This window comes from Massilia sp. Soil_C_3 (genome assembly GCF_057657035.1).
Map to the genome: position 1 here is coordinate 1 of NZ_JBDGJG010000004.1, position 22,627 is coordinate 22,627.

The 22,627-nt window shown below is 65.6% G+C and carries 16 protein-coding genes; 3 read left to right on the plus strand and 13 right to left on the minus strand.

Annotated features, from left to right (window positions below):
- Positions 1 to 283: 283 nt before the first annotated feature.
- The 9 genes from AC3A6F_RS08265 to AC3A6F_RS08305 all read right to left on the minus strand — a co-directional run bounded on the left by AC3A6F_RS08265 (position 284) and on the right by AC3A6F_RS08305 (position 13,911).
- Positions 284 to 1,495, minus strand: coding sequence for a hybrid sensor histidine kinase/response regulator (locus AC3A6F_RS08265; protein WP_487679675.1), 1,212 nt, complete (start codon positions 1,493 to 1,495; stop codon positions 284 to 286).
- A complete protein-coding gene (locus AC3A6F_RS08270) occupies positions 1,492 to 2,097 on the minus strand; it encodes a chemotaxis protein CheB (protein ID WP_487679677.1) in 606 nt (201 codons plus the stop codon). The genes AC3A6F_RS08265 and AC3A6F_RS08270 overlap by 4 nt, the downstream gene beginning before the upstream one ends.
- Positions 2,094 to 2,885: a CheR family methyltransferase gene (locus tag AC3A6F_RS08275; RefSeq protein WP_487680439.1), complete on the minus strand. Its 792-nt coding sequence runs from the start codon at positions 2,883 to 2,885 to the stop codon at positions 2,094 to 2,096. Before AC3A6F_RS08275 ends, AC3A6F_RS08270 begins: the two co-directional genes overlap by 4 nt.
- A 35-nt stretch (positions 2,886 to 2,920) precedes the next feature.
- On the minus strand, positions 2,921 to 6,409 hold the full coding sequence (locus tag AC3A6F_RS08280) for a response regulator (RefSeq protein WP_487679679.1): 3,489 nt from the start codon (positions 6,407 to 6,409) through the stop codon (positions 2,921 to 2,923).
- A 174-nt stretch (positions 6,410 to 6,583) separates the two neighbouring features.
- Complete coding sequence (uvrA, locus tag AC3A6F_RS08285; protein WP_487679681.1) at positions 6,584 to 9,106, minus strand: excinuclease ABC subunit UvrA; 2,523 nt, start codon at positions 9,104 to 9,106, stop codon at positions 6,584 to 6,586.
- Positions 9,107 to 9,214: 108 nt separating this feature from the next.
- Entirely contained in the window at positions 9,215 to 10,462 is a 1,248-nt protein-coding gene (locus tag AC3A6F_RS08290; protein WP_487679683.1) for a glycosyltransferase, read from the minus strand.
- A 21-nt stretch (positions 10,463 to 10,483) separates the two neighbouring features.
- Positions 10,484 to 11,020: a pyridoxamine 5'-phosphate oxidase family protein gene (locus AC3A6F_RS08295; RefSeq protein WP_487679685.1), complete on the minus strand. Its 537-nt coding sequence runs from the start codon at positions 11,018 to 11,020 to the stop codon at positions 10,484 to 10,486.
- Positions 11,021 to 11,143: 123 nt separating this feature from the next.
- Entirely contained in the window at positions 11,144 to 11,623 is a 480-nt protein-coding gene (locus tag AC3A6F_RS08300; RefSeq protein WP_487679687.1) for a cyanophycin metabolism-associated DUF1854 family protein, read from the minus strand.
- Positions 11,624 to 11,631: 8 nt separating this feature from the next.
- Positions 11,632 to 13,911: a cyanophycin metabolism-associated ABC transporter gene (locus AC3A6F_RS08305; RefSeq protein ID WP_487679689.1), complete on the minus strand. Its 2,280-nt coding sequence runs from the start codon at positions 13,909 to 13,911 to the stop codon at positions 11,632 to 11,634.
- A gap of 295 nt (positions 13,912 to 14,206) precedes the next feature.
- Here AC3A6F_RS08305 and AC3A6F_RS08310 point away from each other — a divergent pair, with 295 nt between their 5' ends.
- Together AC3A6F_RS08310 and cphA are read left to right on the plus strand one after the other, a co-directional pair.
- Positions 14,207 to 16,375, plus strand: coding sequence for a cyanophycin synthetase (locus AC3A6F_RS08310; protein WP_487679691.1), 2,169 nt, complete (start codon positions 14,207 to 14,209; stop codon positions 16,373 to 16,375).
- Between the two features lie 24 nt (positions 16,376 to 16,399).
- Positions 16,400 to 18,979 carry a cyanophycin synthetase gene (gene cphA, locus AC3A6F_RS08315; RefSeq protein WP_487679693.1) on the plus strand — a complete coding sequence of 860 codons (2,580 nt, stop codon included), beginning with the start codon at positions 16,400 to 16,402 and terminating at the stop codon, positions 18,977 to 18,979.
- Positions 18,980 to 19,020: 41 nt separating this feature from the next.
- Here the strand turns inward: cphA and AC3A6F_RS08320 are convergent, their stop codons facing one another.
- The gene (locus tag AC3A6F_RS08320; protein WP_487679695.1) at positions 19,021 to 19,272 is read right to left on the minus strand and encodes a hypothetical protein; all 252 of its coding nucleotides are present in this window, start codon (positions 19,270 to 19,272) and stop codon (positions 19,021 to 19,023) included.
- 57 nt (positions 19,273 to 19,329) lie between these two features.
- Complete coding sequence (locus AC3A6F_RS08325) at positions 19,330 to 19,980, minus strand: hydrolase (RefSeq protein ID WP_487679697.1); 651 nt, start codon at positions 19,978 to 19,980, stop codon at positions 19,330 to 19,332.
- A gap of 205 nt (positions 19,981 to 20,185) precedes the next feature.
- On the opposite strand from AC3A6F_RS08325, the gene AC3A6F_RS08330 reads away from it, so the two are divergent.
- Entirely contained in the window at positions 20,186 to 21,010 is an 825-nt protein-coding gene (locus AC3A6F_RS08330; protein ID WP_487679699.1) for a MaoC family dehydratase, read from the plus strand.
- On the opposite strand, the gene AC3A6F_RS08335 is transcribed toward AC3A6F_RS08330, so the two are convergent.
- Both AC3A6F_RS08335 and AC3A6F_RS08340 read right to left on the minus strand, forming a co-directional pair.
- A complete protein-coding gene (locus AC3A6F_RS08335) occupies positions 20,946 to 21,692 on the minus strand; it encodes a nuclear transport factor 2 family protein (RefSeq protein WP_487679701.1) in 747 nt (248 codons plus the stop codon). The two genes, AC3A6F_RS08330 and AC3A6F_RS08335, sit on opposite strands and share 65 nt — an antisense overlap.
- The gene (locus AC3A6F_RS08340; protein WP_487679703.1) at positions 21,689 to 22,609 is read right to left on the minus strand and encodes a pirin family protein; all 921 of its coding nucleotides are present in this window, start codon (positions 22,607 to 22,609) and stop codon (positions 21,689 to 21,691) included. The genes AC3A6F_RS08335 and AC3A6F_RS08340 overlap by 4 nt, the downstream gene beginning before the upstream one ends.
- Positions 22,610 to 22,627: the final 18 nt, after the last annotated feature.

The window sequence follows — 22,627 nt, forward strand, 5'->3', positions numbered from 1 at the left end:
GGTAGCGTTGCACCCACCTTTGAGACGCGCTACCGCGTCACGTTTGAATTCGGCGCTGCGAACGGTTCGCTTAGCCGTCGAAGTTGTAGTGTCATCCATAGGACGTATTGTCTCCTATTTTGGATGTCCACCAAACCCGGGCTATCTCAGAGTCGATTTATTGGCCAATTGCCCGGCCACCACCGAGGGTCAGTCGAATTAGCGGCTCATCCGCAAAAGTTGTCAAACAATTCGACTCTGACCATGATTGTGACCCTAATTGGGTCTGGAGTGGGTGGAGGGGTTAGACGTCCGCTTCGGCGCAGACGGGGATGTCGGTGCAGGGTAGGACCAGGCTGAATACCGAGCCTTCGCCGGGCTTGCTGATCACACGCAGTTCGCCGCCGTGCGAGATTGCCAGCTGGCGCGAGATGTACAGGCCCAGTCCCAGGCCCTTCGGCTCGCCGTTGCGGGCGCCGCGCTCGTAGGGCTCGAAGATGCGTTCCAGGTCGGAGGGCGCGATGCCCTTGCCCTGGTCGCGCACGTCGATCCGCACCAGGTCGCCAGAGCGCTCGACGCTGACCTCGACCGGCTGGCCGCAGCCATAGCGCAGCGCGTTGGTCAAGAGGTTGACGATCACCTGCTCGACGCGGAATTCGTCCCAGCAGCCGGTCACGCCGTCGTGCGGGCGCAGCGTCAGGGAACTGCCGGTGGTGGCCGCCTGCAGCGACAGGTCGCTCACCACCCGTTCCAGCAGGTTCATCAGTTCGACCTGGGCCGGGCGGATCGACAGCTTGCCGCTGCGCATGCGCGAGACGTCGAGCATGTCGTCGATCAGCCGGATCATCGACTTGATCTGGCGCTCGTCGCGCTGGATCATTGCCTCCATCGGCTGGGGCGCGAAGGCGGCCGTGTTGCCGCGCTTGAGCTGCAGGCTGCGCATCTGCGTTTCCAGGAACAGCGTGTTGAGCGGCGTACGCAGCTCGTGCGCCACCAGCGACATGAACTCGTCGCGCATCTTCAGCGAGCGCTGCAGCTCCTGCTGGGTCTGGTTCAGCTCGCGCAGCAGCACCTCCTGCTCGTGCCGGCTCCGTTCCAGCGCCAGCATCTGGCGCCGCGTCTCGCGCCGCTGCTGGTCGAGCGCCACGAACACGTTGACCTTGCTGCGCACCGCGTCGGCGTCGAGCGGCTTGTACATGAAGTCGACCGCCCCGCTCTCGTAGCCCTTGAAGGCATAATCGAGTTCGCGCCCGGCGGCCGAGACGAACACGATCGGGATGTGGCGCGTGCGCGTGGTCGAGCGCATCACCTCGGCCAGCTCGAAGCCGTCCATGCCCGGCATCTGCACGTCGAGGATGGCCAGCGCGAACTCGTGCTCGAGCAGCAGCGCCAGCGCCTGTTCGCCCGAGGCGGCCTGGTAGATGGCGCGCTGGTCATGGCGCAGCAGCGCCTCGAGCGCCTGCAGGTTTTCCGGCAGGTCGTCGACGATCAGAATTTTGCTTGGGTCCTGGTTCATGGGGTCTCCAACAGGGGCAGCACGGCACGGATCGCCGATAGCGGCAGCACCATGTGCGGAGCGCAGCGCCGGATCGCCTCTTCGGGCATGGTACTGGCCTGCGCTTCTTCGGGGTCTTGGACGATGGTAAGGCCGCCGCGTTCGCGGATGCGGCACATGCCTTCGGCGCCATCAAAATTGGCGCCAGTCAGCAGTATACCCGCCAGCGCAGAACCATACACGTCGGCGGCGGACTCCATCAGTATATCGATCGCCGGCCGGGCGAACTGCACCGGCGGCTCGCAGCTGAGCGAAAAGCTGCGGTCCTGCTCTATCGACAGGTGGTAGCCGGAACCGGCGAAATACACGGTGCCGGGCTGGATCGGTTCCTTGTCCTGCGCTTCGCGCACCGGCAGCGCCGCGCGCAGGGCGAACAGCTCGGCCAGGCGGCTGTCGCGGTCCGGCGGCACGTGCAGGATGCAGGTCACGGCCGGCCTGAATCCCGCCGGCAGCGCCGGCACCAGGCCGACCAGGGCGTCGACGCCGCCGGCCGAGCCGCCGATGACGACCATCTCGATCCGGCGCGACCCCATGGCCGCGGCCAGTTGCTGGTCCAGGTTCATGGCGACACCTTGCGGAACAGGCGCTCGCGCCTGGCCAGCGATTCGAAGCGCTCGGCATAGCTGGAAAAGTCGATGCTTTCCTTGCTGCCCAGGCCCAGGAAACCACGATGGCACAGCGAGTCGTGGAACAGGCCGAGCACGCGATCCTGCAGGCGCCGGTTAAAGTAGATCAGCACGTTGCGACAGCTGACGAAGTGGGTTTCCGAGAACACGCTGTCGGTCGACAGGCTGTGGTCGGCGAAGGTCACGTTCTCCATCAGGCTGCGCTCGAACAGCGCGCCGCCATAGGCCGCCGTGTAATAGTCCGAGAACGCGGCCTTGCCGCCGGACTTCTGGTAGTTCTCGGTATACAAGCGCATGCGGTCCAGCGGGAACACGCCACGCCGCGCCGCCTCGAGCGACTCGGGATTGATGTCGGTCGCATAGATGATGCTGCGCTCGAGGAGGCCCTCTTCCTTGAGCAGGATGGCCAGCGAATACACCTCTTCGCCGGTGCTGCAGCCGGCCACCCAGATCTTGAGCGACGGGTAGGTCTTGAGGAAAGGCGCCACCTGCTCGCGCACCGCCAGGAAGTACTCCGGGTCGCGGAACATCTCGGTGACGGGAATCGTCAGGTATTGCAACAACTGGGCGAAACCGTTCGGCTCGTGCAGCACCTTCGACTGCAGTTCCGACACCGTCTCGCATTCCATCTCACGCATGGCGACCAGCACCCGGCGCTTTTGCGAAGCGCCGGTGTAGTCGCGGAAATCGTAGTTGTACTTCAGGTAGACGGCTTCGACGAGCATCCGCAGCTCGATGTCGAAGTCGCTCGGGGGTTGGCTCAAATTCGCTCCAGGGTGGGCATCCAGACCCGCAGCAGCGAGTACAGGCGGGAGAGGTCAATCGGTTTGGCCAGGTAATCGTTGGCGCCGGCGGCCAGGCACTGCTCCTGGTCGTCCTTCATGGCCTTGGCGGTGATGGCGATGATCGGCAGGCGGTCGAAGCGGCCGTCGGCGCGAATGCGGCGCGTCGCTTCCAGGCCATCCATGCCCGGCATCATGATATCCATCAGCACCAGGTCGATCCCCGGCACTTCATCCAGTTTCGCGATCGCTTCGAATCCATTGCGACCGACTTCGATCTTCGCGCCGCGCTGCTCCAGCGCCGACGTCAATGCGAACACATTGCGCACGTCGTCGTCGACCAGCAGGATGGTGCGGCCTTCGAACACGCGGTCGCGTCCACGCACCGCCTTGAGCATGCTCTGGCGCTCGGTCGACAGCTCGGATTCCACCTTGTGCAGGAACAGCGTCACTTCGTCCAGCAGGCGCTCAGGCGAGCGCGCGCCCTTGATGATGATCGAGCGCGAATAGCGCAGCAGTTCCGCCTCTTCGTCGCGCGTCAGGTTGCGGCCGGTGTACACGATCACCGGCGGGAAGGAGCACAGCTCTTCGTGCGACATGCGCTCGAGCAGCTCGCCGCCCTGCATATCGGGCAGCTTGAGGTCGATGATCATGCAGTCGAACACTTCGTTCTTCAGGTGGGTCAGGGCCTCGCTGGCGGTGCCCACGGCCGCGATCTCGACGTCGTCGTCGGCGATCAGGGCCACCACGCTCTCGCGCTGGCGCTCGTCGTCCTCGACCAGCAGCACGCGCTTGATCTTCTGGCTCGATTTTTCCTGCAGCTTGCGGAACACGTCTTCCAGCTCTTCGCGGCTGGTCGGCTTCAATGCATAGCCGATGGCGCCCAGGTGCAGGGCTTCGCCGCCGTTCTCGATGCTCGAGATGACGTGCACCGGGATGTGGCGGGTCGACGGATTGTCCTTCAGTTGCTGCAGCACGGTCAGGCCCGAGCGGTCCGGCAGGCGCACGTCCAGCAGCACGGCGTCAGGACGCTGGCTCACGGCCAGCGCCAGGCCCTCGTCGGCGCTCATCGCCACCAGGCAGCGGTAATCGAGTTCGTGCGCCAGGTCGTACAGGATGCGCGCGAACGGCGTCTCGTCCTCCACCACCAGCACGGTGCGGCGGCCGCCGGCGGGTTTGTCGCGGTCGTCCGGGAAGCTGTTGATCGGTTCCGCGCTGGCAGCGGGTGCGCTGGCCGCGGCCGGCATGGCGGGAGCAGCCGGCGCCGGCGTGTAATGCGGAAGCTGCGCCATCGTCGCCGGCGGTTCGGCCGGCGCCGGCACTGCCGGGATCCCGCGCGGCAGCACCAGGGTGAACACGCTGCCCTCGTTCGGCGCGCTCGACACGGCCACGCTGCCGCCCAGCAGGCGGGTCAGATCGCGCGTGATCGACAGGCCCAGGCCGGTGCCGCCGAAACGGCGGCTGGTGGTGCCGTCGGCCTGGTGGAACGCGTCGAAGATCTTGTCCTGCTGGTCGGACGCGATGCCGATGCCGGTGTCCTGCACGCGGAAGGCGATGTCGCCCTCGGGCGTGGTCGATACGGTAAAGCTGACCGAGCCGACTTCGGTGAACTTCACGGCATTCGACAGCAGGTTCTTGAGGATCTGCTCCATGCGCTGGCGGTCGGTATGCAGGCTGGCCGGCACGCCCGGATCGACGGCGATCTTGAACTCGAGCTGCTTCTGGCGCGCCAGCGGCTCGAAGGTGCGCGCCAGGCCCTCGACCACGCGCCGCACCGGCACGTCTTCCGGCACCAGGTCCAGCTTGCCCGCCTCGACTTTCGAGATGTCGAGGATGTCGTTGATCAGCTGCAGCAGGTCGTTGCCGGCCGAGTAGATCGTCTGGGCGAAGCGCACCTGTTCGTCGGAGAGGTTGCCGCTGGTATTGTCGGACAACAGCTTGGCCAGGATCAGGGAGCTGTTCAGCGGCGTGCGCAGCTCGTGCGACATATTGGCCAGGAATTCGGACTTGTAGCGGCTCGCGCTTTCGAGTTCGACCGCGCGCTGGTGCAGCTGTTCCTGGGCCGACTGCAGGGCCGAGTTCTTCATGTCCAGGTTCAGCGCTTGTTCGGCCAGCTGGTCGTTGGTGGTGCGCAGCTCGGCCTGCTGGTTTTCCAGCGCCGACTGCGACTCTTCCAGCGCGCGCGACTGTTCTTCCAGCTCTTCGTTGGCGGTGCGCAGCTCTTCCTGCTGCACCTGCAATTCCTCGTTCAGGGTCTGGCTTTCTTCCAGCGCGTCCTGCAGGCGCTGGCGGTACAGCACCGCGGCCATGGCGGCGCCGACCGACTGCGCGATGAAGCCGAGGAACTCGCGGTCGCGCTGCTCCACCGGACGCAGGAAGGCGATCTCGAACACGCCCTTGACCTTGCCGTGGTTGTGGAACGGCGCGATGATCAGCGCGCGCGGCGGCGCGTCGCCCAGGCTCGAACTGACCTTGATATAGTCGGGCGGCAGCTGCTCGAGCACCATCAGGCGGTTTTCCTCGGCCGCCTTGCTGGCCAGCGTGCTGCCCGGCGCGATGATCTCGGCGCGCTCGGTGTCCGTATGCTTGAAGCCATAGGCGCCGATGCGGCGCATGGCGCCATCGTCGCTGCGCACGTACATGGCGCCAATCGCGCCATCGAGGTACTTCACGACGTAGGGCAGCAATGCATCGGCCAGCGGCTCCAGGTTGATCTGGCCGGCGCTGCGCACATTCAGTTCGTTCTGGCCGCTGCGCAGCCAGTCCTGGTGGCGCAATTTCTCATTGTGCTCGGCCTCGTGCCCCAGCACCTCGTTATAGGTGTCGGACAGGTGCACCAGCTGGCGTCGGCCGAAGGCGGCCAGGCTGCCGCCGACGACTGCGGAAAGGATCAGGAAAGCCGCCACCGACCAGAAGGTGGTGCTGCGCGCGCCGTCGCTGCGCTCCTGCAGCAGGCGCATCTCGGAGGCCAGCACCAGGTCGAAGTTGCGCCGCATCTCGTCGGTCAGAGCCTTGCCGCGGCCGCTGCTGACGGCATCGATATAACTCAGGTCATTGGAGCGGCGGCGGTCGATCATCTCCTGGGCGAAGGCTTCCCACTGCTTCTGGATCTGGCTGATCCGGGTCAGTCGCTCGGCCTGGGCGATATTGTCCTTGACCAGGTCACTCAGCGCATCGAGGCTGGACGACATGCGTTGCCTTGACAGGACATAGGGCGACAGGAATTCCTCGTCACCGGCCAGCAGGTAGCCGCGCATGCCCGATTCCATCTCGGCCGACAGCTTGCGAATTTCATGGGCGCCGCCGATCACCTTCTGGGAATGCTCGACCCAGGTCAGGCTATTGATCAGGTAGGCGATGATGCCCACAAACACGATCGCGCTAACGATACTCATGCCTAGCGGCAGCGCGACGTTACGGGTAAGAATGCGGCGAAACTCGCTGTTTTGTATGGTTGGACCGGCCATGCCTGTTGTTCTGTTAGAAAAAAAATATCCTAAGTGTAACGCAAATGTGAAATTGCGCGCACACCAAAGTGGCACGGTCGTGCGTAAGCGCGTTCCGGCTGGCGAAAGAACGATCTTAACAAAATGCAACCAAATCCGGCGCACCGCTCGGCGCGCTAGCTTTCCTGACTTTTACTAATTCATCTGCGCCGCCAGGTAGCGTGCAGTGCGACTTTTCTTGTTGCGCGCGACATCCTGGGGTGGGCCGGAAGCCACTACGGATCCTCCTTCGTCGCCGGCGCCGGGGCCGACGTCGATCACCCAATCGCTGCCGGCCACCACCCGCATGGTGTGCTCGACCACGATCACGGTGTTGCCGGCATCGACCAGGCGGTTCAACTGCACCATCAAGCGGTCGGCGTCGACCGGATGCAGGCCGGTGGTCGGCTCGTCCAGTACGTACAGCGCATCGCCGCGCGTGGCCCGCTGCAGTTCGGAGGCCAGCTTGATGCGCTGGGCCTCGCCGCCCGACAGCTCGGTGGCTGGCTGGCCCAGGCGCAGGTAGTCCAGGCCGACCTCGTTGAGCACTTCCAGCGAACGCTCGACGGACACTTCGTCCTTGAAGAAGTCGATCGCCTCACCCACCGTCATGCCCAGCACCTCGGCGATGTTCTTGCCCCGATAAGTCACCTCCAGCGTCTCGGCGTTGTAGCGCGCCCCTTCGCAAGTCGGGCATGGCGCGTAGACGCTGGGCAGGAACAGCAGCTCGACCATCACGAAGCCCTCGCCGGCGCAATGCTCGCAGCGGCCCTTGGCGACGTTGAACGAGAAGCGGCCGGCATCGTAGCGGCGCTTCTTTGCATCCTTGGTGGCGGCAAACAGCTTTCTGACCTGGTCGAACAGGCCAGTGTAGGTCGCCAGGTTCGAGCGCGGCGTGCGGCCGATCGGTTTCTGGTCGACCCGCACCAGGCGCCGCACGCCCTCCATGCCGGACACGATGTGGCCGGCCAAAGGCAGTTGCTCGTCGCGTTCCAGGTCCGGCTCGTCCGGCTGCTCATCCTGCGCCGCCCCGCCCTGCCCCAGGGCCTGGCTCACCAGCTCGACCAGCACCTGGCTCACCAGGCTCGATTTGCCGGAGCCCGACACGCCAGTCACGCTCGTCAAGACGCCGAGCGGGAAAGCGACTTCCAGGTCTTTCAAGTTGTTGCGGTGGACGCCCGCGAGCTTCAGCCAGCCGCCCGGCTCACGCGGCGTGCGCTGCGGCGGCGGCGCTTCGCCGAACAGGTAGCGCCGGGTCTGCGACGCCTCGATCTTGCGCAGCCCTTCCGGCACGCCGCTGTATAACACCTGGCCGCCACGCTCGCCGGCCAGCGGGCCGACGTCGACCAGCCAGTCGGCCTGGCGGATCACGTCCAGCGCGTGTTCGACCACGAACAGCGAATTGCCGGCCGCCTTCAGCTGGGCCAGCGCGTCGAGCAGTGCTTCGGTGTCGGCCGGATGCAGGCCGCTCGATGGTTCATCGAGCACGTAGACCACGCCGAACAGGCTCGATCGCACTTGCGTGGCCAGGCGCAGGCGCTGCAACTCGCCCGGCGACAGGGTCGGCGTGCTGCGTTCCAGCGCCAGGTAACCCAGACCCAGCGCGAGCAGCACTTCCAGGCGCGCGGCCAGGTCGGCGGCGATGCGGCGGCGTACGATCAGCTGCTCGTTGTGCAGGTGCCGCTTGTCCTCATCCTTGTGCTTGCCCTGCGCATAGGGCTGGAGCAGTTCGGCCAGCCGTGCCAGCGGCAGGCGCGAGATCTCGGCGATGTCGTGGCCGGCGAATGTCACCGACAACGATTCGCGCCGCAGGCGCTTGCCTTCGCACTCGGGGCAGGCGCTGCTGACCATATAGCGCGCCACGCGCTTTTTCATCGAGGCGCTTTCGGTATTGGCGAAAGTCTGCATCACGTAGCGCCGCACGCCGGTGAAGGTGCCTTGATAGCTGGGCGTTTCCTTGCGTTTGAGGGCCGCCTTCGTTTCCTTGGGCGTGAAGCCGGCATACACCGGCACCGTCGGGCTCTCGTCCGTGTACAGGATCCAGTCGCGGTCCTTCTTGGGCAAGTCGCGCCACGGGGTGTCGACGTCGTAGCCGAGGGTGACCAGGATGTCGCGCAGGTTCTGGCCATGCCAGGCCGGCGGCCAGGCGGCAATCGCCCGCTCGCGGATCGTGAGGCTGTCGTCCGGCACCATCGAGTGTTCGGTCACGTCGTAGATGCGGCCCAGGCCCGAACAGCGCGGGCAGGCGCCTTGCGGGGTGTTGGGCGAGAACGATTCGGCATACAGCAGCTCCTGCCCTTTCGGATAATCGCCGGCGCGCGAATACAGCATGCGCAGGGAATTGCTCAAGGTGCTGACGCTGCCGACCGAAGAGCGCGCGGTCGGCGTGCCGCGCTGCTGCTGCAGGGCGACGGCCGGCGGCAAGCCTTCGATCTCGTCGACCTCGGGCACCGGCATCTGGTGGAACAGGCGGCGCGCATAGGGCGAGACCGATTCCAGATAGCGCCGCTGGGCTTCCGCATACAGGGTGCCGAAGGCCAGCGAGGATTTACCCGAGCCGGACACCCCGGTGAACACCACCAGCTGCCCGCGCGGAATGTCGAGGTCGACGTTTTTCAGATTGTGTTCGCGCGCGCCGCGCACGTGGACGTAGCCGTCTTCGGCCATGTTTTTGGCCATGTTTTTCTTGTTGGAAGTTTTGCTGGGCATCTGCCCTCCGGCATTATCGAGAATGCCCCATTGGACGCCTGCCGGCGCCCGACGTCGGTGCGCTTGCCAACAGTGCGGTCAAGCCAGGGTTTCCAGGCGCGCACACACTCCATCGACGCCGCTCTGCCCCTCGAACCGCGCGGCGAGCCTGGCGCACTGCGCCGCGACCTGCGTATTCCCGACCACCTCCTGCAAGGCCTTCGCCATGCTTGCCGGCGTAACGCGCGCCGCATGCAGGCTGGCGCCGGCTCCCATCGCCACCACCCGCGCCGCGTTGTCGAACTGGTCGTGCGCCAGCGGCACCACCAGTTGCGGCGTGCCGGCCCGCAAGGCTTCGGCCGTGGTGCCGATGCCGCCGTGATGGACCAGGGCCGCGACGTGAGGCAGCAAGGCGTTCAGCGGGACGTATTCCTGCCAGCAGACATTAAGCGGCAGCGTGGCCGGCACCTGTTCGACGTGCGGCGTCAGGAACACCGCGCGCAGGCCGAGTTCGGTCGACGCCTGCGCCGCCGCCTCGAAGTAGGCGCGTGCCTGGCGGTTGCCGGTGCCTGGCGTGAACACGACCGGCGGCGCGCCGCCATCGAGGAAGGCGCGCAGCCCAACACTCGGCGCGGCGTTCGGATCGGGGTCGTACAGCGGAAAATCAGCCTGGTACAGCGGCCGGGGCCAATCCGGCGGCGGCGCGGCGAACCAGTCGGGGAACAATGCCAGCGACAGGTCGGGGATGGAAGGAATGTAGTCCACCATATTGCCGACCTGCGGCAAGCCGCGCGCCACGCGCGCCGTGTTCAGGCCGGGCAAGGCCACCGGATCGACGAAGCGCGCCGCCAATGCGCGCCACAGCCAGCGGCGCGCGCCATGCGGCACCCAGGCCGGCACCGGCCAGGGGCCGAGCAGCAGCGGATCGTGCACGGTCGGCAGATTGGAAGGCGCCAGCCAGGCCGCCGCGATTTTCAGGCCGGGACAGGCGTGGCGGCACAGGTCGGCCTCGGGCAGCGCCAGCGGATGGACCAATAGCACGCGCCGCTCGTTCGGCTGTTTGCGGGCAAGCGCTTCGACCACCCGCGGCAGCTGCGCCATCGCCGGCCGCGTCGCTTCCCACACCACGGCCAGGCCGCGGGTGGCGTGCCACAGGTCGGGGTGGTCGAGCACGGCCATATCGGCCGGCAAGCCGTGAAAAGTGAGTCCGGCCGCCTCGACGTATTGCGCATGCTGTTCCGGGCCGAGGAAATCGACCCGGTTGCCGCGCTCACGCAGTGCGCGGCCGATCCAGAGGAAGGGAAACAGGTCGCCGGCCGAGCCGATCGTCGCCAGGATGAAATGCACCCGCCTGCCTCTCTTTGTTTATCAGAAGGACAGTGTACCTTCGATCGAATCGTCGAGCGTCTTGCCGATCACCGCGCCGACCGCGACCTTGACGCCGGCCACCGCGTCGCCATGCTTGTTGTCCCAGTAATAGCCGGCCTTGGGCGTGACTTTGATGACGGTGATGCGTGGATCGTCCTCGCCCCCGGTGAACCAGGTCTTGAGCATCGAGTTCCACAACTGCTTGATGCGCGCCTTGTCTTGCGAAACCTCGGCGTGGCCGTCCAGTTCCAGGAAGCCGGAATGCTTGCCCGACTGGAAGAACAGCTTGACGGTGGGATTGGCCTGCAATTCCTGGTTCTTGTGGCTGTCGATGCTGCTCAAGAACCAGATGGCGCCGGCATCGTCGGTCTCGCGCACGCTCATCGGACGCACGCCACGGCTCGAGCCGTGGCCATTGCCGGTGCAGAAGAAGCACGAGTCGGCGTCGTCGATCATGTCCTTGATGCGCTCGATGGCATCGACGCCGGCCAGGTCGCGGCGGTTTTCTTCGGGTTGGTTGCGGTTGATGGAATCCATAGTCTTCTCCTGAAAGGATGGCCATGTGGCCGATGAGAAGACTGTAGCCGGATCGCCGCCGCCGGTATGTGGGTAGCCGAACGCTGGGCAATTGAATCGCCCGGCGCCCGGTTCAACACAGGTTCACAGGAAGCGGTCGAGGATCTTGCGGCTGTGCTTGTCGATCTTGAACATATCGCGCACCAGGAAGTTGATGCCGTGGTTGTCCGCGATCAGCAGCGAGGCTTCGCCGATGCGGCGGATGTCTTCGTCGACCTTCAACACGAAGGCGGTGTCGCCACGGTCGGTCTGCACGGTCCAGGTGCAGGGTGTGGCAAAACTCGACACGTCCTTGATGGCCAGGATCTCGGGAATGAACTCGCGGCCGTCGATTTCCTCGCGGATCAGGGTGCGGATGGTGTCCGGCATATCGGCCAGGTCGTCGATCCAGGCGACTTCCTTGCCGCCTTCCCGCACCAGTGAAATGCCCTTGGTCGGCGCCTGGATCGGGAAGGCGCGCACCGGCGTCACGCCGACCCATTCCTCGCCATTTTCCAGGGTAATAATGAGTTTGCCAAAGCTGTCGCGGCGCAGCTGGAAGGGGATAGTTTGAATGCTCCTCATTTGCGTCATCATGCGTCCTTGTCGTCCAGATCCTGGTCCACGTTGCGCGCCTGCGCTTCGTAGAGTCGGTGATAAGCGCCTTCGCGCGCCATCAGCTCGTCGTGATTGCCTTCTTCGACCACCACGCCGCGGTCCAGCACCACCAGGCGGTCGGCCCGGTGCAGGGTCGACAGGCGGTGGGCGATGGCGATGGTGGTGCGGCCCTGCACCAGGTTGTCGAGCGCCTTCTGGATTTCTTTTTCGGTTTCCGAGTCCACCGACGAGGTCGCTTCGTCCAGGATCAGGATCGGCGGATCGATCAACAAGGCGCGCGCAATCGAGATGCGCTGGCGCTCGCCGCCCGACAGGCCCTGGCCGCGCTCGCCGACCATCGAATCGTAGCCCTGCGGCAGGCGCAGGATGAATTCGTGGGCGTGGGCGGCGCGGGCCGAAGCAATGATCTCTTCGCGCGTGGCGTTCGGTTTGCCGTAGGCGATGTTATCGGAAATGGTGCCAAAGAACAGGAAAGGCTCTTGCAGCACCAGGCCGATATTGCGGCGGTAGTCGGCCACGGCAAACGAGCGGATGTCCTGGCCATCGAGCAGGATCGCGCCTTCGGCCACGTCGTAGAAGCGGCAGATCAGGTTGACCAGCGTGCTCTTGCCCGAACCGCTGTGGCCGACCAGGCCCACCATCTCGCCAGCCTTGATCTTGAGCGAGATGCCGCGGTTGACTGCGCGATTGCCGTAACGGAAACCGACTTCGCGCAGCTCGATATTGCCCTCGATCTTGTCGACTTTCACGGGGTTGACCGGGTCCGGCACGCTCGAGACGTGGTCGAGGATGTCGAAGATGCGCTTGGCGGCCGAAGCCGACTTTTGCGTCACCGACACGATGCGGCTCATCGAATCGAGGCGCACATAGAAGCGGCCGCTATAGGCGATAAAGGCCGACAAGGTACCGACCGTGATGTCGCCGCGCGACACCTGCCAGATGCCGAAGCACCAGATCACGAGGAGGCCCAGTTCGGTCAGGAACGACACGGTAGGCGAAAACAGCGACCACACCCGGTTCAGCTTATCGTTGACGGCAAGATTGTGCTTGTTGGCTTCGCGGAAACGGGCCGCCTCGCGCTTTTCCTGGGCAAAGGCCTTGACCACCCGGATGCCGGGAATGGTATCGGCCAGCACATTGGTCACCTCGCCCCAGACGCGGTCGATTTTTTCGAAACCGGTGCGCAGCTTGTCGCGCACGATGTGGATCATCCAGGCAATAAATGGCAGCGGCAGCAGGGTCACCACCGCCAGCCAGGGATTAATCGTGAACAGGATAATGCCCGTCATCACAATCATCAGCACGTCCGACAGGAAGTCGAGCAAGTGCAGCGACAGGAAGACACAAATCCGGTCCGAACCGCTGCCGATGCGCGCCATCAGGTCGCCGGTGCGCTTGCCGCCGAAGAATTCCAGCGACAGCCGCATCAGGTGTTCATAGGTGGTCGAGCGCAGGTCGGCGCCGATGCGCTCGGAGGCCAGCGCCAGTACATAGGTCTTGGCCCAGCCCAGCAGCCAGGCCAGCAGCGCGGCCGCAAACAGGCCGCCCATATACATATAGACCAGATTGGTATCGATCTGCTGCCCGTTCTGGTACGGGATCAGCACATTGTCCAGCAGCGGCATCGTCAGGTACGGCGGAATCATGTGCGCGCCGGTCGAGCCCAGCATCAGCAAGAATCCCAGCAGCAATTGCCCTTTATAGGGCTGGGCGAAGCGCCACAGGCGGAACAGGGTCCAGGTCGACGGCGGCGTATGCAGCACTTTCTCGCAGATCGGGCAATCTTCCTGATCCGGCTCGAGCGGGGCCTTGCAACTTGGACAAGTATGCTGGTCCGGCGCCTGCACCGGCACGCCCGAGGCCACGCTCTGGACCTGGTCGCGGAAATGGTCGGCGACGCGGATCGCGTGCAGGTTCTGGCCGAGAGTAAAGCGCCAGGCGGACAGCAGCCCGCCATCGTCGATCAGCTCCAGGTGGCCGACCCCGGCATGGTCATGGTGGCGCAGTTCGGTACCCGCACGGTGCGGCCAGTCGCGCCAGACGGTCTCGCCCGGCGCGCGCGCCAGCAGGCGGCGATCCGTCACCAGCACCAGGCCTTTTGAAAAATGTAATTTCGCGTCGAGGTCAACCTCCACGCTGCTTAAAACGTTTTCCCCTGGTGCAAGCTGTTTCGCGACGTCACTTTGCCACCGTTCAGGTACGGAACTGGCGGCCAAGGCAAGCGACGATGGAATAGCAGGTTGTTGAGTTGTCATGTATTGCGCCCGATAACAGGCTTTTGTTCTCTAAGGGTGGACATGGCGCCGGTTCGGCGATGCACGAGGATCGTCGTTACGCCATTGCGTGAAACGCTCCACAGAGCGCTAGAACGTTTGTGCGTATCGTTTGGATGACACAAGAAACGTGTTAGTAGGAATGTTGCGGCGCAGCAGGCCGGCAAGTGTACATGAGTCGATCTGTACGCGGCCGCTTTCGGCACCGTTTTGAAAGTCGGGCAGACAAGGACAAGTCGCCAGCGCAAGAGAGTCGCCAGGTGGCAAAAGTGATTACATGACCAAGAAGAATGACATCAAATTCCTGCGCGTGACCTATCTGCGCGGACCGAATATCTGGACCTACCGTCCGGTACTCGAGGCCTGGCTCGACATCGGCGAGCTGGAAGACTATCCCTCGAACCTTCTTCCCGGCTTCACCGAGCGCCTGACCGCCTGGCTGCCCGGACTGGTCGAGCACCACTGCGGCGTCGGCTACCGCGGCGGCTTCCTGGAGCGTCTGCGTGACGGCACCTGGGCCGGCCACATCCTCGAACACATCGTGCTCGAGGTGCAGAACCTGGCCGGCATGAAGACCGGTTTCGGCAAGACCCGCTCGACCGGCGAACACGCCATCTACAAGATGGCCTTCCGCACCCGCGACGAAACCGTCGGCCGCGCCGCGCTCGACGTCGCCCACCGCCTGATGATGGCCGCGATCAACGACGAGCCGTTCGACCTTTCCAGCGAAGTCGCGCGCCTGACCGATATGGTCGACCGCCACTGCCTGGGCCCGTCCACCGCCCACATCGTGGACGCCGCCACCGATCGCCGCATTCCGTCGATCCGCCTCACCGACGGCAACCTCGTGCAACTCGGCTACGGCGCTGCCCAGCGCCGCATCTGGACCGCCGAGACCGACCGCACCAGCGCGATCGCCGAAGGCATCGCCAGCGACAAGGACATGACCAAGTCGCTGCTCTCGTCGTGCGGCGTGCCGGTACCGGAAGGCGCGATCGCGCGCAGCCCAGAGGACGCATGGGACGAGGCCCAGGACATCGGCCTGCCAGTGGTCGTGAAACCGATCGACGCCAACCATGGCCGCGGCGTGTCGCTCAACCTGCTGACCGAAGCCGAGGTCAAGGCCGCCTACACGATCGCTTCGGTGGAGGGTGAGAGCAAATCGGTGCTGGTCGAACGCTTCATCACCGGCAACGAACACCGCCTGCTGGTGGTCGGCCGCAAGGTCGTGGCTGCCGCGCGCGGCGAGTCGGTCTGGGTGACGGGCGATGGCCGCCAGAACGTGGCCGAGCTGTGCGAAACCCAGATCAACGTCGATCCGCGCCGCGGCGAGAGCGAGGAATTCCCCTTAAGCCCCGTCAAGCCGCGCGAGAGCGAAGAGAACCAGCTGCAGCTGCAGCGCCAGGGCTTGAGCCCCGACTCCGTCCCACCTGAAGGCCAGAAAGTGCTGATCCAGGTGAACGGCAACGTCGCCGACGACGTGACCGACCTGGTGCACCCCGACGTCGCCCACGCCGCCGCCCTGGCCGCGCGCATCGTCGGCCTGGACATCGCCGGCATCGACCTGGTGTGCGAAGACATCTCGCGGCCTCTCGAAGAGCAGCGCGGCGCCATCATCGAAGTCAATGCCAGCCCGGGCCTCCTGGCCCACATGAAGCCGGCCAGCGGCACCCCGCGCAACGTTGGCAAGGACATCGTCGACCATCTGTTCGAGCAGGAGCAGACAGGCCGTATCCCGGTGGTCGGCGTGACCGGCTCCAAGGGCTGCAGCCTGATCACGCGCCTGGTCGGCTGCCTGGTCAACATCACGCGCAAGGAAGTCGGCGTCGCCAACGGCGAAGGCCTGTACCTGAACGCGCGCGCCATCTCCAATCGCGACTCGACCGGCGTCGAGGCGGCCCAGCGCATCCTGATCAACCGCAACGTAGAAACCGCCGTGTTCGAATCGAACGCGCGCTCGATCCTGCAGGACGGCCTGCCCTACGACCGCTGCGCGGTGGGCGTGGTGACCGATATGAACGGCATCGAGGACGTGGCCGAGTTCCATGTGCGCGACGCAGATGCGATGCGCACCGTGATCCGTAGCCAGGTCGACGTGATCCTGCCGGACGGCGTGGCGGTGTTGAACGCGGCCGACGAACAGGTGGCCGGCCTGGCCGAGCTGTGCGACGGCAGCGTGATCTATTACGCGGCCGACGAAACCAACCCTGTCCTGGCCGCGCACCGCCAGGACGGCGAACGCGTGGTGTTCGCACGCGACGGCCGCATCGTGCTGGCCGCGGGCGAACAGGAGACGCCGCTGATCGCGCTGGCGGCAATGAAGCCGTCGACCGTGAAGTATCCGGAGAACGTGCTGGCCGCAGTGGCCGCCGCGTGGGCCCTCGGCGTGCCGAGCGACCTGCTGTGCGGTGGCCTGCGCGCCTTCGACGCGACGCCGAAGAAGTAATCCATTAATAAAGGAAGACGGTTTATGGAAGTATCTCGCGTACGGGCCCTGCGTGGCCCAAATCTCTGGAGCCATCACACTTCGGTCGAGGCCATCGTGGCGTGCACGCCGGAAGAAGAATCGATCGCCACCTTGAATGGTTTCGAATCGCGCCTGCGCGTGCGCTTCCCGCAGATGGGCGCCCTGCAACCCTTCGGCCACGACGACACGGTGCCGCTGTCGCACGTGCTGGAACTGGTGGCGCTCGCCCTGCAGGCCGAAGCCGGCTGCCCGGTGACCTTCAGCCGCACCACCGCCACCCTGGAAACCGGCATCTACCAGGTCGTGGTCGAATACAGCGAGGAAGACGTCGGCCGCCTGGCGTTGGACCTGGCGCAGCAGCTGATCGGGTCGGCCCGCGCCGACACCCCGTTCGACCTGGCCGCCGCGCTCAAGCAGCTGCGCGATACCGATGAAGACGTGCGCCTGGGCCCATCGACCGGCTCGATCGTGCAGGCCGCCGTGGCCCGCAACATCCCGTTCCGCCGCATGACCGAAGGCAGCATGGTGATGTTCGGCTGGGGCAGCCGCCAGCGCCGCATCCAGGCCGCCGAGATCGACGCCACCGGCGCCATCGCCGAGTCGATCGCCCAGGACAAGGAACTGACCAAGAAGCTGCTCGACGCGGCCGGCGTGCCGGTGCCGCAGGGCCGCAGCGTGGCCGACCCGGACGACGCCTGGGCCGCGGCCCTGGAGATCGGCCTGCCGGTCGTGATCAAGCCGAAGGACGGCAACCAGGGCAAAGGCGTGACGGTCAACGTCACCACCCGCGAACAGCTCGACGCCGGTTTTAAAGCAGCCAGCGAGTTCCGCGACGACATCCTGGTCGAGCGCTACCTGCCGGGCCACGACTACCGGCTGCTGGTGGTCGGCGACAAGATGGTCGCCGCTGCGCGCCGTGAACCGCCGCAGGTGATCGGCGACGGCAAGCACACCGTGCGCGAGCTGGTCGACGCGGTCAACCGCGACCCGCGCCGCGGCGACGGCCACGCGACCTCGCTGACCAAGATCCGCTTCGACGACATCGCCCTGGGCACCCTGGTGCAGCAAGGGATGAACGCCGACTCGGTCCCGGCCCTGGGCCAGCGCGTGGTCCTGCGCAACAACGCCAACCTGTCGACCGGCGGCACCGCCACCGACGTCACCGACGACGTCCACCCTGAAGTGGCCGAGCGCGCGATCGCCGCCGCCCACATGATCGGGCTGGACATCTGCGGCGTCGACCTGGTGGCCGACAGCGTGCTGAAACCGATCGAGGACGTGAGCGGCGGCATCGTCGAAGTGAACGCCGCGCCAGGCCTGCGCATGCACCTGGCGCCATCGTTCGGCAAGCCGCGCGCGATCGGCGAAGCGATCATGGACACCCTGTTCAAGGATGGCGACGACGGCCGCATCCCGGTGGTGGCCGTGACCGGCACCAACGGCAAGACCACCACCGTGCGCCTGATCGCGCACCTGCTCACCGCCTCCGGCCTGCGCACCGGCATGACCAATACCGACGGCGTCTACATCGAAGGCCGCCGCATCGACAGCGGCGACTGCAGCGGTCCGCGCAGCGCGCGCAACGTGCTGCTGCACCCGGACGTCGATGCCGCCGTGTTCGAAACGGCGCGCGGCGGCCTGCTGCGCGAAGGCCTGGCCTTCGACAAGTGCCAGGTGGCGGTGGTGACGAATATCGGCGCCGGCGACCACCTGGGCCTGAACTACATCACCACCCTGGAAGATCTCGCCGTGCTGAAACGCGTGATCGTGCAGAACGTGGCCGTGGGCGGCATGGCGGTGCTCAATGCCGCCGATCCGACAGTGGCGGCGATGGCCGAGAAGACCCGCGGCGAAGTCACCTTCTTCGCCCAGGACGTCGGCAATCCGGTCATGGCGATGCATCGCGCCCAGGGCCGCCGCGTCGTGTTCGTCGAAGAAGGCTACCTGGTGGCCGCGCAGGGCCGTTTTGTGGAGCGCATCGACCTGAAGGAAGTGCCGATCACCCGTGGCGGCGTGGTGGGCTTCCAGGTCGAGAACGTGATGGCGTCGGTGGCCGCCGCCTGGGGCGTGGGCACGTCGTGGGATGCGATCCGCCTGGGTCTTAAAACCTTCGTGGGCGAGAGCGACAATGCGCCGGGCCGCTTCAATGTGTTCGACTACCGCGGTGCGACCGTGATCGCCGACTACGGCCACAATCCGGACGCAATCGCGGCGCTGGTCAATGCCGTCGAAGGCATGCCGGCCAAGCGCCGTTCGGTGGTGATCAGCGGCGCCGGCGACCGCCGCGACCAGGACATCCGCCAGCAGACCGAAATCCTCGGCAAGTCATTCGACGATGTGCTGCTGTACCAGGACCAGTGCCAGCGCGGCCGCGCCGACGGCGAGGTGATCGCGCTGCTGCGCGCGGGCCTGGCCGGCGCCACCCGCACCGGGCACGTGGAAGAGATCGATGGCGAGTTCGTCGCCATCGACCGCGCCCTCGACCGCCTGGACGAGGGCGACCTGTGCCTGGTGCTGATCGACCAGGTCGATGCGGCGCTGGCGCACATCACGCGGCGCGTGACCCAGGCCAAGGCGGCCTGAATCTCGCCGGAAAAAAGGGCAGTGACGATGCCACGGCATCGTCACCCGCCGAGCTCTCCCTCCATGGCCTCGCGTGACAGGCCATACGCCAGAACGAAGACGCTGACGCCGTTCCCGGAATCGGCGGTCAGCGCTTCCACACCGACCGCATCCATCCAACCGTAGAATTCATCGCCCGCATGCAGCGGCTGGACATCCAGCTGCTCGGCCAGCACATGGCTGCCATCGGCCAGGCGCATGCCGAATCGTCCCGTCGACGCGTCGGCGAGCACCACGATACCCTGCTGTCGCATTGTTTTCCTCTGTGTGGCATGGCAGCGCGCCACGCGCTCGTGGCGCGCTGCCGCTGATCAGGCCTGATTCCTGGCGCGGGGGGCGCTGAGCAGTTGGGTTTCCCACGACAGGGCCACCGAGGCGGCGCCGCCGTTTTCGTAGATGATGTTGGTGACGCCCTCGAGAGTGCTCTCGCGTGCGTAGTCGCGCTGCCACTCGGACACGATGGCAAACCAGGTAATCGGCGTGCAGCCGGCTGCGACCATGCGGCGCACGGCCATGTCGTGCGCTTCCTCGCTCACGCCGCCGGATGCGTCGGTGACGACGAAGACATCGTAGTCTTCGCCTGCAGCCTGGATCGCCGGCATCGCCAGGCAGATCTCGGTGTACAGACCGGCGAGCACCAGCTGCTTGCGGCCGCTCTTTTTCACGATGTCGGTGACCTTGGTGTCTTCCCAGGTGTTGATGAAGGTGCGGTCGATCGGCTTTTGTTCAGGGAAGACTGCCTGCAGTTCCTTGATGAGATAGCCGCCGCGTTCTTCCAGCACGGTGGTCAGGATCGTTGGCACATTGAAGACTTTCGCTGCCTTGGCCAGGCCAACCACATTATTGATGATCATGGTCGGCTCATGGCTTTTCAGGCATGCGAACTGGAATGGCTGGTGGTCGATGAGAACGACGATGCTGTCTTCTGGACGCAGAAGCGCCTTGAGTCCATTCTTGCTCATTTTGTCTATCCTTAAATTGGCCAAGCACCGGGGCGCGCTTGGGAAGCAATAAGGTAGCAATGCGACGGTCGAGCGGCAATGACGGTTCCTGCGGTTAGCTGACGGATCTTGCTGCGTCAGGACTTGAGAGGGAGGATGTTATCCTGCGCCGATGAGCACTCCGCCCCTATCTTCCCTATCTTCGCTTCCTCCTTTTGGCGGAGCCATGCTGCTGCGGGCGCTGCTCAAGCGTCCGGCACGCGCGTCGACCGGCCAGGACGGCGCCACCTGGCGCCTCGACCGGATCGACCCCGATCACCTGCGCCGCTATAACGCCGCGTTTGGATTCAAAGGCGACGCCGTTCCACTCACCTTCCTGTACCTGCTGGCGCAGCGCGCGCAGCTGGCGACCATGCTGGCCTGCCCGATCCCGTTTCGCATTCCAGGCCTGATCCATGTCGAGAACCGGCTGGCGATGCACGGGCCAATCCTGATTGACGCGCCGCTGACGGTGACGACCGCCTTGCAATTGCCGCCTCCCGCCTCGAACGGCGCGCTGCATGCGGTGCTCGAGACGCGCGCCTTCGATGGCGAACGGCTGGCCTTTTCCTGCGACAGCACCTATCTGATCCGGCGCGGTAGCCGCGCGCGCCGCGATGCGCCGCCGCCCGAGGCGCCGCATGGCAAGGCGCTTGGAGAATGGACCGTCGCGCGTGACGCCGGCCGGCGCTATGCGGCCTTGTCGGGCGACTGGAATCCGATCCACCTGTGGCGGTGGTCGGCGCGCCTGATGGGGATGGGCGCGCCGATCATCCACGGCGCGCACACCCTGGCGAAAGCCTGTTCGCTGCTGCAAACGGCTTCTGGCCAGGACATCACATCGGTCTGGTGCCGCTTCCGACGGCCGGTCCCCCTGGGTTCGAGCGTTGCGCTGTTCCAGAGCGATACCGCGGGCGGATTCGCGGCCGTGTGCGATGACCGCATCGTCATCGAGGGACGCTGCACTGTCCTTCCCGAGGATCGAACATCGCCACGCCCGCAGCCGTCCTGACCGGCGCTTCATCCTGCAACACGTCCCAGTGCTCGGCCAACCTGCCATCCTCGATACGGAACAGGTCGACCACCACCTGCGGCGCCTCGGCCCAGCCCCGGATGCGTCCGTGGATGGCAACCATGTCTCCCTCGGCCACCATCATGCCCGGTTCGTAGTGTACGTCTTTCGACATGCCGGGCACCAGCGCGCGCAGGGCGTCTCGCCCCTGCGGGATGTCGGGATTGTGCTGGATGTAATCCGCGGCATAGAGGCGGTCGACCGCCGACGCATCGTGCGCCTGGAACAGCGAGGTCATCGCCTCGAGCACCAGCGCCTTGTTGCGTCGCGGCCGCTCGTCCGATGCCTGTAGCGCAGGCCGCGTGACGGTGATGGTGCCTTCCATGCGCAGGAATCTGCCGCCGGGCAGCGTCGCATACGAGTGGACCACGCCACGATCGTAGTCCTGGACATTGACGACGCTGGCGCCGTCTCTTTCTTGCCAGCTCACGACAAACATGCCGTTACCCAGCGGGACGACCTGGATGGCGACGATTTCGGCGCGGGCAAACGGCCCGTCCTTGATCTCGAATTTCAGCTGTGTCGACGACAGCAGCGTCAGGCTGACCTGGAATTCGGGATAGGCGACATCCATCTCGAGGCCGATGGGGAAATGGTCGATCGACACGGCCGGAGCTTTCACAAAGGTGATGCACGATCGGCGGCAGCGCTACCGCCCATCACCGGCGGTGGCGGCGCATCCGGCAGCGGCGTGAACTCCTTGTCGTCCGCATCCGGTAGCTTCATCCTGCCCGCCTGCCAGTCGGCCGCCGCCTGCGCCAGGCGATCCTTGGACGACGAGACGAAGTTCCAGTACAGATGGCGCTCGCCAACCGGGTCCCCACCGAGCACCATCACGGTCGCGTGTTCCAGCGCCTTGACGCGCGAGGCCGCCGCCCCCAGCACCAGCATCCGGCCGCTCTCGAGGCGCATGCCGTCCATTTCCACCGCGCCGGTGGCGATGTACAGGGCGCGTTCCTTGTAGCCGCCGGGGATCTCGGCGGTCGATCCCGGCTGCATGTCGAGATGGGCATAGAACAGCGGCGAACAGGTTTTCGCGGCGGCGGAGAGGCCATAGGCGCTGCCGGCGATGAGCTGGCCGGTGACGCCGCCATCCTTCCACTGCGGCAGGTCGGCGCCGGAGTGGTGCGAGAACGACGGCGCGATTTCTTCCATCCCGTTCGGCAGCGCGACCCAGGCCTGGATGCCGTGCAGGTGGTCGCCGTGCGCTCGCGCATGCTCGAAACGCTCGCTGTGCGTGATGCCGCTGCCCGCGGTCATCCAGTTGACTTCGTGCGGATGGATCTCCTGCTCGACGCCCACGCTGTCGCGGTGCATGATCCGGCCCGAGAACAGATAGGTCACCGTCGACAGGCCGATATGGGGATGCGCGCGCACGTCGGCGCTGCGGTCGAGGCCCGGCGCCAGGTCGAGCGGCCCGATATGGTCGAAGAAGATGAACGGTCCCACCATGCGCTGCTTGGCGAACGGCAGCACGCGGCCGACTTCGAAACTGCCGCCCAGGCTGCGGCGGCGCTGCTCGATGATCATGTCAATCATGGTTTTTCTTGCTCCTTG

Bases quoted from the DNA above. Each gene is read 5' to 3' on its own strand.
- AC3A6F_RS08265 (WP_487679675.1), bottom strand. From the start codon at position 1,495: ATGAACCAGGACCCAAGCAAAATTCTGATCGTCGACGACCTGCCGGAA.
- AC3A6F_RS08270 (WP_487679677.1), bottom strand. From the start codon at position 2,097: ATGAACCTGGACCAGCAACTGGCCGCGGCCATGGGGTCGCGCCGGATC.
- AC3A6F_RS08275 (WP_487680439.1), bottom strand. From the start codon at position 2,885: ATGCTCGTCGAAGCCGTCTACCTGAAGTACAACTACGATTTCCGCGAC.
- AC3A6F_RS08280 (WP_487679679.1), bottom strand. From the start codon at position 6,409: ATGGCCGGTCCAACCATACAAAACAGCGAGTTTCGCCGCATTCTTACC.
- uvrA (WP_487679681.1), bottom strand. From the start codon at position 9,106: ATGGCCAAAAACATGGCCGAAGACGGCTACGTCCACGTGCGCGGCGCG.
- AC3A6F_RS08295 (WP_487679685.1), bottom strand. From the start codon at position 11,020: ATGGATTCCATCAACCGCAACCAACCCGAAGAAAACCGCCGCGACCTG.
- AC3A6F_RS08300 (WP_487679687.1), bottom strand. From the start codon at position 11,623: ATGAGGAGCATTCAAACTATCCCCTTCCAGCTGCGCCGCGACAGCTTT.
- AC3A6F_RS08305 (WP_487679689.1), bottom strand. From the start codon at position 13,911: ATGACAACTCAACAACCTGCTATTCCATCGTCGCTTGCCTTGGCCGCC.
- AC3A6F_RS08310 (WP_487679691.1), top strand. From the start codon at position 14,207: ATGACCAAGAAGAATGACATCAAATTCCTGCGCGTGACCTATCTGCGC.
- cphA (WP_487679693.1), top strand. From the start codon at position 16,400: ATGGAAGTATCTCGCGTACGGGCCCTGCGTGGCCCAAATCTCTGGAGC.
- AC3A6F_RS08320 (WP_487679695.1), bottom strand. From the start codon at position 19,272: ATGCGACAGCAGGGTATCGTGGTGCTCGCCGACGCGTCGACGGGACGA.
- AC3A6F_RS08325 (WP_487679697.1), bottom strand. From the start codon at position 19,980: ATGAGCAAGAATGGACTCAAGGCGCTTCTGCGTCCAGAAGACAGCATC.
- AC3A6F_RS08330 (WP_487679699.1), top strand. From the start codon at position 20,186: ATGCTGCTGCGGGCGCTGCTCAAGCGTCCGGCACGCGCGTCGACCGGC.
- AC3A6F_RS08340 (WP_487679703.1), bottom strand. From the start codon at position 22,609: ATGATTGACATGATCATCGAGCAGCGCCGCCGCAGCCTGGGCGGCAGT.